At 30.0% G+C, this 12,274-nt stretch carries 8 protein-coding genes; 3 read left to right on the top strand and 5 right to left on the bottom strand.

Features of this window, described 5'->3' with window-relative positions; all coding sequences use genetic code 11:
• Positions 1-17: 17 nt before the first annotated feature.
• The 3 genes from purL to EC396_RS07880 form a co-directional block, all read right to left on the bottom strand.
• Positions 18-3,668, bottom strand: a complete 3,651-nt coding sequence (gene purL, locus EC396_RS07890; protein WP_129366167.1) for a phosphoribosylformylglycinamidine synthase — start codon at positions 3,666-3,668, stop codon at positions 18-20.
• Positions 3,669-3,932: 264 nt separating this feature from the next.
• On the bottom strand, positions 3,933-4,775 hold the full coding sequence (locus EC396_RS07885) for a carboxypeptidase-like regulatory domain-containing protein (RefSeq protein WP_129366166.1): 843 nt from the start codon (positions 4,773-4,775) through the stop codon (positions 3,933-3,935).
• 174 nt (positions 4,776-4,949) lie between these two features.
• Positions 4,950-5,948 carry a YhdH/YhfP family quinone oxidoreductase gene (locus EC396_RS07880; protein WP_129366165.1) on the bottom strand — a complete coding sequence of 333 codons (999 nt, stop codon included), beginning with the start codon at positions 5,946-5,948 and terminating at the stop codon, positions 4,950-4,952.
• Positions 5,949-6,089: 141 nt separating this feature from the next.
• On the opposite strand from EC396_RS07880, the gene EC396_RS07875 reads away from it, so the two are divergent.
• Complete coding sequence (locus tag EC396_RS07875; RefSeq protein WP_129366164.1) at positions 6,090-6,416, top strand: helix-turn-helix domain-containing protein; 327 nt, start codon at positions 6,090-6,092, stop codon at positions 6,414-6,416.
• 51 nt (positions 6,417-6,467) lie between these two features.
• Here the strand turns inward: EC396_RS07875 and EC396_RS07870 are convergent, their stop codons facing one another.
• The gene (locus tag EC396_RS07870) at positions 6,468-8,774 is read right to left on the bottom strand and encodes an ABC transporter substrate binding protein (protein WP_129366163.1); all 2,307 of its coding nucleotides are present in this window, start codon (positions 8,772-8,774) and stop codon (positions 6,468-6,470) included.
• A gap of 152 nt (positions 8,775-8,926) precedes the next feature.
• On the bottom strand, positions 8,927-10,105 hold the full coding sequence (locus EC396_RS07865) for a PAS domain-containing sensor histidine kinase (protein ID WP_129366162.1): 1,179 nt from the start codon (positions 10,103-10,105) through the stop codon (positions 8,927-8,929).
• 337 nt (positions 10,106-10,442) lie between these two features.
• Between EC396_RS07865 and EC396_RS07860 the strand changes: the two genes are divergently transcribed.
• The gene (locus tag EC396_RS07860) at positions 10,443-11,597 is read left to right on the top strand and encodes a hypothetical protein (protein ID WP_129366161.1); all 1,155 of its coding nucleotides are present in this window, start codon (positions 10,443-10,445) and stop codon (positions 11,595-11,597) included.
• 348 nt (positions 11,598-11,945) lie between these two features.
• The coding region (locus EC396_RS07855; protein WP_240665660.1) for a transposase family protein at positions 11,946-12,274 on the top strand (329 nt) is incomplete at its 3' end.

Here is a 12,274-nt window from a genome sequence, read left to right as displayed (position 1 = left end):
AATCTATTTAATAAATATTATTTTTTTGTTAGCCAATTTTTAGCATTTACAAAAGCTTCTGCCCAAGGAGAAACTTCATCTTTTCTTCCAGCAGGATAATTTGCCCAGTTCCATTGAAAAATAGAACGTTCAATATGTGGCATCATCACCAAATGACGACCGTCTTTAGAACACATCATAGCTGTGTTATAGTCTGATCCATTTGGATTTGCAGGATAACTTTCGTAACCATATTTAGCCACAATATGATAAGCACTTTCTTCCATAGGCAAGTTAAATTTACCTTCTCCATGAGAAATCCAAACACCTAATGTACTACCTGCTAAGCTAGATAGCATTACAGAGTTGTTTTCTTGAATAGTAACTGAAGTAAAGTTGCTTTCGTGTTTATGAGAATTGTTGTGTAACATTTTTCCGTGAACTTCATGTTCAGGATTAATTTCTTCTAATTCCATAAATAACTGACAACCATTACAAATACCTACAGATAAGGTATCTTCTCTTTTGAAGAAGTTTTGTAAAGCTGTATTTGCTTTTTCGTTGTATAAAAATGCACCAGCCCATCCTTTTGCTGAACCTAATACATCTGAATTACTAAATCCGCCAACAGCACCAACAAACTGAATGTCTTCCAATGTTTCACGACCACTAATTAAATCGGTCATATGTACATCTTTTACGTCAAAACCAGCTAAGTACATCGCATTTGCCATTTCACGCTCAGAATTTGATCCTTTTTCGCGAATAATAGCTGCTTTTGGTTTCTCGACTGCGCTCGAAATGACAGGTAATTTACCCGTAAAGTGTTTTGGGAATGTATATGTTAAAGGCTGATTTTTATAATTGTTAAAACGCTCTTTAGCCAAACCATTGGCAGTTTGCTTATTGTCTAACAAATAAGAAGTTTCGAACCAAATATCACGGTATTTTGCAATGTCTAATTTACAAGGTCCAAAATCTAAAGTAGCTTCATTGGTTACATTACCTAGTTTATAGAACGCAACATTGTTTGCATTTAATTTAGCTTCAACAATAGCATCTTCTTTGGCTTGGAAAACAATTCCAATATTTTCTGAAAATAAATATTTGATAATGTCTTTTTCTTCAAAAACTGAAAAATCAATTTTAGCACCTAAATTAACATCAGCAAAACACATTTCTAATAAAGTAGTAATTAAACCACCGCTACCAATATCGTGACCAGCAACAATGCTTTCATCAACAATTAATTCTTGAATGGTATTAAAAGCATTTTTGAAAAATTTTGCATCTTTAATAGTAGGCGCACTGTTTCCAATTTTATTTAAGATTTGTGCAAAAGAAGAACCTCCTAATTTAAATGCGTCCTGAGATAAATTGATATAATAAATAGCACCACCATTTTTTTGTAAAACAGGCTCAATTACTTTTTTAACATCAGTACAGTTTCCTGCTGCTGAAATAATGACCGTTCCAGGAGCAATAACTTCTTGATTTGGATATTTTTGCTTCATTGAAAGCGAATCTTTTCCTGTTGGAATGTTGATTCCCAATTCAATAGCAAAGTCTGAACAACTTTTTACTGCTTCGTATAAACGTGTATCTTCACCTTCGTTTTTACAAGGCCACATCCAGTTAGCAGATAAAGAAATTCCTTTTAAACCATCTTTAATAGGCGCCCAAACAATATTTGATAAAGATTCTGCAATAGCAGTTCTACTTCCTGCAGCAGGATCAATTAAAGCTGCTACTGGCGAATGACCAATAGATGTTGCAATACCTTCTTTACCATTGTAATCCAATGCCATAACACCAACATTGTTTAAAGGTAGTTGTAACGGGCCTGCACATTGTTGTTTGGCAACTTTTCCACCAACACAACGGTCTACTTTGTTTGTTAACCAATCTTTACAAGCAACAGCTTCTAGTTGTAAAACTTGCTCTAAATAGCTTGAAATTTTTTGAATAGAATACTCCAAATCTGAATAATCATAAGTAACAGATTTGTCATTCATAATTGTTTTTGGAGAACTTCCAAACATATCAGTCATTTCTAAATCCATTGGTTTTTCACCAGTAGTTTTAGATTCAAATGTAAAACGGTTGTTATTGGTTACATCTCCAACTTCATAATAAGGAGCGCGTTCGCGGTCTGCAATTCTATGTAAATAATCTGCATCATCTTTTCCAATAACCAATCCCATACGTTCTTGAGATTCGTTACCAATAATTTCTTTTGCAGAAAGGGTAGGGTCACCTACAGGTAATTTATCTAAATCTATCAATCCACCAGTTTCTTCAACCAATTCCGACAAACAGTTTAAATGTCCACCAGCTCCGTGATCGTGAATAGAAACAATAGAATTTTTATCACTTTCAACCATACCACGAATGGCATTGGCTGCTCTTTTTTGCATTTCAGGATTTGAACGTTGAACAGCATTTAGTTCTATACCACTTGCAAATTCTCCAGTATCTGCAGACGATACAGCAGCACCACCCATACCAATTCTGTAGTTATCTCCACCTAAAATAACAATTTTATCTCCAGCATTTGGTTTGTCTTTTAGCGCTTGATCAGCTTTTCCGTAACCAATTCCACCGGCTTGCATAATTACTTTATCGTAACCTAAATTTCTGGCTTTTTCTTTGTGTTCAAAAGTTAAAACAGAACCCGTAATTAATGGTTGTCCAAATTTATTTCCAAAATCTGAAGCTCCATTAGATGCTTTTATCAAAATATCCATAGGTGTTTGGTACAACCATTCGCGCTCTTGCATACCATTTTCCCAAGGTCTTTCTTGGTTTAAACGAGAATAAGAAGTCATATAAACAGCAGTACCAGCTAAAGGTAAAGAACCTTTTCCACCAGCTAAACGATCTCTAATTTCTCCACCAGAACCTGTTGCAGCACCATTAAAAGGCTCTACAGTTGTTGGGAAGTTATGTGTTTCAGCTTTTAATGAAATAACAGATTTAAAATCTTTTTTCTCATAAAAGTCTGGTTTGTCAGCCGATTTTGGCGCAAATTGTTCTACTACAGGACCTTCAACAAAGGCAACGTTGTCTTTATAAGCAGAAACAATGCTATTTGGATTTGTTTCAGAAGTTTTTCTAATTAATTTGAATAATGATGTTGGCATTTCTTCACCATCAATAACAAATGTACCGTTGAAAATTTTGTGGCGACAATGTTCAGAATTGACTTGTGAGAAACCAAATACTTCAGAATCGGTTAATTTTCTTCCAATTTTAGTACTTAAATCATTTAAATATTTAACTTCTTCATCATTTAAACTCAATCCTTCTTGCTGGTTATAAGCAGCAATATCTTCAATTTCTATAATTGAAACTGGATTGATATGAATATCAAAAATATCCTGATTTAATGAAGTGTATTTTTGAAAAAGCATATGATCATAGCTTTCCTTTTCGTTTGAAGCATTAAATTCTTCTATTCTAATAATGCCTTCAATGGCCATATTTTGGGTAATTTCAACAGCATTTGTACTCCAAGGAGTAATCATAGCTGCACGTGGACCAATAAAATAAGCATCAACAGTAGTCGATTCAATTTTAGGTTGATTACCAAAAAGCCAAATTAGTTTTTGAGTATTTTCTTGCGAAAGTTCTTTTGATGTTTGCACAGCATAAATTTTGCTGTTTTTGTTTCCAAAGAAATGAATCATATGATGATTTTTTAGTGAAATGTTAGAAAGCGCAAATTTAACCAAATTATTAGAAATAGATAATTTAGTTTGTATAGAATTAAAACACTTATTAATGAGTTTTAAACAATTGTATTTTAAATTTGTTTTGCCTGTGTTTTTATAGTGCTTTTTGCCATTTTTTAGGCAAAAAAAAAGTTTTATAAAAGAAATTTTATAAAACTTTTTTGATGCTTTTTTAAATAATTTGCTAACTAATTTTAGTACAAAGCAATTTGTTTAATTTTATTTAGCAGTTTCTTTTGTAGTTGGTGTTTCTCTAATTGTGCTGCCTTTTTTTATGGCTTTGTAGTTTTCATAACACAGTAAAACAGCTTCAATTAATTGTAAATCACTTGCTTGTTTTATAAAATAATCAGAATAATTACACTCATTAAGTAAATCATTTAATTCCTGAGAATCAATGTCTAAATATTCCATCATTAACTCTCTGTTAAATTTTGTTTCTAACATTTGACGCAAACTATCGTCGTCTCTAAGTTTTTTGATTTTTTTCAACTGTTTAGGATCCTTACCAAACTTATCATACATTAAGTTTAAAGGTTGAAACATAGCATCTACGCTAGAGTTGTAGCCTTTTCGGCTTATAGAACCTACTTCATAAGTTTGAGAAACCCCATTTATATGAATTCTAGAATATTTATCAACAGGCATATTTTTGGCATCAATAACCAAAACACCCACTAATTTATGGGATTTTACAACGATCTCGTTAAATTGTTCGGTTTTTTCATGCAATTCAATTACCAATTCATTTCCTTTTAATAAATCGTTGGTAATTTTTAGTTTGATAGATTGGTAACCAACATAGGAAACGTAAATAGTATCGTTTGGTTTTGTTGAAATGTAAAAATTACCTTCATCATCAGCAACACTACCAATTACCGAATTTAAATTGAATAGATTAGTGCCTTTTAAAGGTTCTTTAGTTAAATTATCAATTACCTGACCTTTTAATAAAATAGGCGCTGTAAATTTAATTTTAGTGGTATCAATCTCCTTAGGTTCTTGTGAAAACCCTTTCAAAGAAAAACACACAAAAACAATAAATAATATTTTTTTTAGCATTTGCAATTATACTAATTAATACTTAAAACTTAAGTTAAATATAGTGAAAAAATAGCAAATTTTTGCAAAATAGTATTGTTATGTGCTTTGGTGTGTTTTCTTTAATATTGGCTAAAATAATTTCAAAAAAAAATTATTTAAAGCGCTTTATTTTGGAATGTTGGATATTATAATTTAAAGATCCATTTTTAATACGGTTCTTCCTTTTAGTTTTCCTTTAAGCATTAAATCAACTTTTTCATCTAATTCATTTAATGTTATTTCAGTACAATTATCTGATAAATTGGCTATTTTCCATTCGTTTGATAATTTATTCCACACTTTTTCTCTATAGCTCATTGGGTAATTTTGAGAGTCGATACCTATTAAAGTAACACCTCTTAAAATAAAAGGAAATACCGTTAAATCAAGTTTTGGAGAGGCAACGTTACCGCAACAAGTTACGGTACCCATTGGTAGGGTAGATTTAATAATATTTTCAAGAATAACACCACCAACGGTGTCAATAGCACCTGCAAAAATTGGTTTTAAAAGTGGTTTGTTTGGCATTTCTTCAAAATCTTTTCGCATAATAATGTTGTTGGCTCCAAGTGCTGTTAAATAATCCTTAGCAGTTTCTTTACCAGATATTGCTGTTATTTTATAGCCTAGTTTTTTTAAAATAGCGACACTTAAAGACCCAACACCACCAGTAGCTCCAGAAACAATAATTTCACCATCTTCAGGTTTAACAGTTTCAGTTAGCCTTAATACAGACATACCCGCAGTTAAACCTGCCGTTCCAATTACCATTGCTTCTTTCATTGAAAGGTTTTTAGGTAATTTAACAGCCCAATCTTCAGGAACTTTTATGTATTGTCCAAAACCACCGTCAGTATTCATTCCTAAATCATAACTTGTAACAATTACTTCGTCTCCAACTTTAAATTTGCCAGATTCACAAGAAGTAACAATTCCTACCGCATCAATACCTGGTGTATGTGGGTAATTTCTGGTTACACCTTTATTTCCACTTGCCGATAAAGCATCTTTGTAGTTTAATGAGCTATAGTGTACTTTGATAAGTAATTCTCCCTCACCAATAGTATTAAATGGCATTTCTTTTATTGAAGTAATAAAACTTCCTTCTTTTTCTTCTACGCGAAAAGCTTTAAATGTTGATTGCATATTCATAGTTGATATTTTATATGATTTGACTATTTTTACAGCAAATTTCGAACAAAATAACCTATTATACAAGGGCTTACAAATTATGCAGGTACGAACATTTTGTGCTGTTTTGTGCTTTTATTAGGTGTATGAACAAAAAAAAATATGAAAAAAAGTTATTGTCCTATTGATACTTTTATAAATGCTATTAAAGGAAAAAGAAAAGGTACCATTATTTTACATCTTTTTCAAGGAAATAAAAGATATAGTGAGTTGGTGAGATTGATGCCTGATATAAGTGAGCGTATGATGACCAAACAACTTAAAGAATTAGAAGAGGATGATTTGATTGTAAGGACTGTATTTCCAGAAGTTCCGCCAAGAGTAGAATATAGCTTAACAGCTTTGGGTAAAGAAATACGTCCTGTTTTAAAAGGAATGTATAAAGGTGGATTGCTTTTTGAAAATATGATTGATAATTTTGAAATTTAATTTGAAATTATGTTATTAATTGGTGTAATAAATTGATATTATGATTCGTATTTATTGAATCAAGTATTTGTCTAATAATTCAAATAATTCTGTTTTGTTAATAGGTTTTGAAATAAAGTCATCGCAACCATTTTTAAAAGCAAATTGCTTGTCTGATTCCGTAGAATAAGCAGTAAAAGCAATTATTGGTAATTTAGGAAAATCTGATTTTATTTCTTTTGTTGCTTCAAATCCATTTAATACAGGCATTTTAATATCCATAAGAACAAGGTCTATTAAAGGGTTTTTATTGCAAGCATTTACAGCTTCTTTTCCGTTGTAGGCATGTAATAAATTGATTGTAGAATTGTAGTTGTTTTTTATCAATGCTTCTACGTATAAAAAGTTTATTTCTTCATCTTCAGCAATAAGAATGGTGGTATTTGTATTGTTTTCAATTTTTGAAATACTAGGTGCTTGTGCTACAGCTGCTTCTGAAATTTTATTAGCGATATAGGGGATAGTAAGGTAAAATGTTGAGCCAATATTTTTTTTAGATTCAACAGTAATATAACCATTTAATATTTGGGCGTTTTCTTTTGAAATAGGTAATCCAAGCCCAAGGCCACCAAATTTTTGAGATAATTCTTTTTCTTCTTGTGCAAATCTGTCGAATATGCTGTTGATATTTTCTGGAGAAATGCCTATACCTGAATCTTTAACAAAAAGAATCACCTGATTATTTTTAATAAAATAACCAAATTCAATAAATCCCTTTTTGGTAAATTTAAGTGCATTTTCAATTAGGTTGCCTAATATCCTATTTACTTTTGCTTTATCTGTAGTTATAAAAGATTTTTCATTTTCAAATTCTGTTTTTAGATTAAAGGAAAGCCCTTTTTCTTTCATTCTAGGGGTATAGAGCATATGAATGTCTTCCAAAAATGAGTTTAAACAAAATGTTTCAAAATTGACACTAACTTGGCGGGTTTCTAAGCGAGAAATTTCTAAAATATCATTGATAATATTTAAAAGTTGATAGCTACTTTTAATAATAATTGCCGTAAATTTCTTTTTTTCTTCACTATCAATATCTTCATTATTTAGCATTTCAGAAAAACCAATAATACCGTTCATTGGAGTGCGGATTTCATGAGACATATTGTGAAGAAATTCGGTTTTTAATTTACTAGATTCTTCGGCTTTATCCTTTGCAATTAACAATTCGTTGTTTAATTTTAAAAAACTTAAATTTTGAGTTTTAAGTTGATTCTCAATTTTTTTCCTTTTGAGAATATTTATGGATAGTATAAAGATTAAAAAAACAAGCGTACATAAAATGGCAAGAATAACAAATAGAAGGCGTTTGTATTTTTGTAAAAATGTAACTGGTTGGTTGATTATTATTGAATTGGCAGGTAATTTGTTTGCTGCTATTTTGTATTTTTCTAACTGGTTGAAGTCAAACTTAAAAACATTAGGACTCTTATCCATAACTTTGATATCAGATATAGATTTGCCAGATAATATTTGATATACCATTGTAGCTGCTTCTTTACCTTGTTGGTTATGAGAAATTAATTTTCCACCAAAAAGACCGTTACCCATTCCGTGTTCCCACAAATGAAAAAGTGGTGCATTCAGGTTTTCATTAAGTATATTAAGTGTATTATTGAAGTTAATTGTTTGGTGCGTTTTGTCTTGGTATGCAGAAAGAAGTAAAACAGGGACATTATTGGGTATTGCTTTTAAATTTTCTTTAAATTGTTGAAATGTAAGGTTAGAGAGATTAATTTCTTTAAAATCAATTTGAGGAATTTTTGTTGCAATATGGCGATATAATTTTAAGTCAGATTGACCACTACTTGTACTATCAGCTATGCAATAAATATTTTTAGTCTCAGGGAAAAGATTTAACATAAGTTCAATAGTTTCTTTCATTGAAACAGCTTCAATAACTCCTGATACATTTGGATTGGAGTTTTGTTCAAGTGCTTTGTCTATGTTGTTTACACCGAAAAAAACAATAGGGATATTTTTAAATAAATCATCTTCGTATTTTAGTGCAAAGTTAAATGCATCATCATCGGCGGTAACAATGGCATCATAATTTTTACTATGTTGAAGTTTGTTTTTTAAAGACTTGTAAAATAAAACCTGTGTTTCAATGTCAATAAACCTTTTGCTATCCATAAATTCAACATCAACATCAATTTTAGCAGTATCTAATACCGATTTAATGCCATTTATTTGTTGAAAGTATGTTGGAAATCTCGAATTATAGGAACTGATAAGTAAAACTTGTTTAGACTCTTGTGCGTATAATCCGAAAGATAATTGTAAAAAGAGGATCAATAAATGTATAGCGCTATTTTTCATTCATTTATTTTAATAAGTATTTAATAGAAATAGCTAAAATAACCTCTTTGATATTTTTTGAACTGAAATTTAAGAATTTGAACATGGAATTTAAGGGGTTAACTGTAAATATTTGACTTTATAAATATATTGTTTTTTTTTCTATAACCATTCTAATTTACAGAATTGAGTGGTTGTTTATTTTTATTGTAAGTTGGAATAGTAAATTTAACACAACAACCTTCTCCTAATTTACTTTTAGCCCAGATTTTACCGTCATGAAATTCGATAAATTCTTTACAAAGCAATAAACCCAATCCGGTTCCTGTTTCATTATTTGTACCTAATGAAGAGTAATTAGAGTCTATTCTAAATAGAATTTCTATTTTTTCCTTTTTTATTCCAACACCATTATCAGACACACTAACAACAAACTCTTTTTGATTTTGATTGAGACTAATTATAATTTCACCGCCTTGATTGGTATATTTTATTGCATTTGAAATTAAGTTTCTTAAAATAGTTTTTATCATAGATTGATCTGCAAAAACATAAGTATTTTTGGGTATTTTTTTTGAAATTGTGATAGATTTTAGCAGGGCTGAATCATTTGATAATTCAACAACTTCGTTAACAGTATCCGTAAAATTAAAATGTTCGGGATTAAATTTTATTTTTCCTGTTTGTGAACGAGACCATTCCAGCAAATTTGTAAGCAAATTCATTGCTCTGTGCGATGAATCATTAATTATTTGAGCATAATTTTCAATGTCGTAATAGTCTTTATTTTTTATACGATTTACAAGTATTTCACTAAATCCTAAAATACTATTAAATGGACTTTTTAAATCGTGAGCTATAATAGAGAAAAAACGGTCTTTGGTAGCATTAGCTTCCATTAAAAGTGTCTTACTTTTATTTAATTCTTCTTCTGCTTTTTTGTGATCGGTAATATCACGTAAATTAAGTATTAGTGATTTTATTAAAGGGTTTTTTATTTGGTTAGAGCCAAAGGCTTCCAAATATACCCAACCACCATTTTTATGCCTGTGTCTGTATTGTGTACCTCCATTTTTACCATTTTCTAAAATATCAATAAATCCTGCTCGTGTTTTTTCTTGATCTTCAGGATGAATCATTTTTTCTATTACAGAAATATTCACTAGTTCTTCTGGTTTATAACCCAAAATTCTTTCACTAGACTCACTAACATAATGTTGAATTCCGTTTGAATCCAAAAGTACAATCATATCAAATGAATTTTTTATGAGTTGTTTGAATTTTTCTTCATCTTTTTTAGTAGAATATTTTATATTCTTTTTTAGTTTTTGATATGTAGGTTTAAAATCCATTTTTTAATTTTTAAATTCTCGAAAGGGGTTGGGGTAAAGAAGTGGTAAATTAAAAAAAACTTAATTCTTAAAGTTAATGATTTTTAAGTTAAGAATCATTCTAAATTCAATTAAAAAATTAATATTTAGATGTAATTTTAACCTTACAATTGATTAGGTGTTTAATTAAACTATGGAAGTGAAAATCTTTATTTAATGGTTTATTAATAATTTTGAATTCAATTTTTTTCAAATTCAAAAAATATTAATAAAAATATAGGTTCTTATTTTTTGGATGCTTATTTTTATAATCAAACCATTTATAGTAAAAAAAACTAACAAATACTTGAGGTAAATTATGATTTCTGTAAAAAACACTTTCTACTATACTTTATTAACTATTATTATATTATTAGTTTCATCATGTTCACTAGTAAAAATAGAAAACGAACAAAAACCTTTGGGTATTAGAGAGTTAAATACCAGGTTGTTAACTCAAAATTTTGCACGAACAGCAATGGATAGGGTAGAGTTAGCTGCAGATAGTATTTCAAATTTATCAATAGATAACAAAAATATTCAGATAAATACACTTCATTGGAAAATTCAAACTTCAGAAGAATTGGGTAAAGTTAGTTTTCAAACCGAACCAAAAGTGGCTTTAATGGATACTTGGTCTTATTTTTTAGAAGTTAGAAATTCAATTGAAAAATTTGAAGAAGATGGTGTTTTTGGGCAACATAAAGCAATTGCACTCGACGCAATATCAAAAAATATTGATGACATACAAAATATAGCTTTAAATATAATGCCAAAGGGCGAATATGAAAAAATCAAAGATTTTGTAGAGCAGTATGCAGAAGATACACCCTTATTAAAAGAAAAAGATTTTAAGCATCAATCAATTAGAGAACCTTATTTGAAATTTAAAAATATTCCCGACAGTATTGCTGTTCAAACTGTAGGAACCTTGTCTGAAGTGGTCGCAGATGCTAGCAATCGCATTGGTTACTATTCTGACGCTTCAGGTAAAAGATTTAATTGGAAGGCTGAAATGATTTTAAAGGAAAAAGGATTAGACTCCATTGCATTTGAAGCTAAATTGGCAGAATTTGAAAAACAATTTGACAGATTGATTACAATAGCAGAAAATTCTCCAGAGACTATTGAGGACGCTATTAAAGAATTTAGAAAAAATATTGGTCCACTTTTTAGTAGTCTTAACAATGAGATTGGCTTGGCTATGCAAAGTTTATCTTCAGATGTGGCATCCGTAGATACCATATTATTGCGAGAAAGAGTGGTTTTAGACTCAATAATTATGAGAGAACGGATTGCATTAACAGCCAAAGCCGATACCTTGGTTGAAACCGGAATTGAGAAAGCTTTTGAAGGCCTGGGAAATATGCTTAAGAAATTAATAATTTACTTTATATTGTTATTTATTGTTGTTCTTGGATTGCCTTTTTATTTGGGTTATTTAACGGGTAAACGAAAAAATAAATCAGCATAAAATATTTTACATAAAATGGATTTAGCTCTTAAATGGTTGATTATTTTTAATTTAAAGTAACTATCATGGTGATTCATATTTATATCCTATAACATCATTTCATTATTGATATCTCTGATATTCTATAAAACCTAATCCTAAGTACTTTAGGGTATTGTCCGTAAACCTTGATGTTTGATATATACAACGCTATCAAGTATAAATTGTTGTTAAAATATAGAATATCCAATTATTATTGAAAAACTTTTGTAATAAGATTTCCAAAATGGGTAATCATTCAATGGGATCATTCTCAAAAGTTGTGTGTGAATTGAATTAAAATTATGATTTTTGTTTAAAAAATAAATTTTGGACAATTATCTAGACTTACTAAAACTCATACTCCCTGAGTTTTTAATCAACCACTTCTATCTGGTAAAGAACACCAAAAACGGTGAAGTAATGCATCTTTATTTTGAAGAGCGAAATATACCTCCAAAAGAGCAGGTTTCCAAAGTTCTAATAGCGCACGGTTTTCACAAAGAAGTAACAATCCAAGATTTTCCATTACGTGGAAACACGGTTTATCTACACATAAAACGACGTAGATGGCTGGATAAAACAACCAAGGAAGTTATTCAAAGAGATTGGAACTTAGTAGCACAGGGAACACGGATGACCACCGAGTTTGCTGCTTT

Origin of the sequence: Lutibacter sp. HS1-25 (assembly GCF_004121075.1) — a bacterium.
GTDB lineage: Bacteria > Bacteroidota > Bacteroidia > Flavobacteriales > Flavobacteriaceae > Lutibacter.
The sequence above is the reverse complement of the archived record's forward strand: the minus strand, read 5'-3'. Positions and strand labels throughout refer to the sequence as shown.

Excerpts from the sequence above, each read along its gene's own strand:
- purL (WP_129366167.1), bottom strand. The coding sequence starts at position 3,668 with ATGATTCATTTCTTTGGAAACAAAAACAGCAAAATTTATGCTGTGCAA.
- EC396_RS07875 (WP_129366164.1), top strand. The coding sequence starts at position 6,090 with ATGAAAAAAAGTTATTGTCCTATTGATACTTTTATAAATGCTATTAAA.
- EC396_RS07865 (WP_129366162.1), bottom strand. The coding sequence starts at position 10,105 with ATGGATTTTAAACCTACATATCAAAAACTAAAAAAGAATATAAAATAT.
- EC396_RS07880 (WP_129366165.1), bottom strand. The coding sequence starts at position 5,948 with ATGAATATGCAATCAACATTTAAAGCTTTTCGCGTAGAAGAAAAAGAA.
- EC396_RS07860 (WP_129366161.1), top strand. The coding sequence starts at position 10,443 with ATGATTTCTGTAAAAAACACTTTCTACTATACTTTATTAACTATTATT.
- EC396_RS07870 (WP_129366163.1), bottom strand. The coding sequence starts at position 8,774 with ATGAAAAATAGCGCTATACATTTATTGATCCTCTTTTTACAATTATCT.
- EC396_RS07885 (WP_129366166.1), bottom strand. The coding sequence starts at position 4,775 with ATGCTAAAAAAAATATTATTTATTGTTTTTGTGTGTTTTTCTTTGAAA.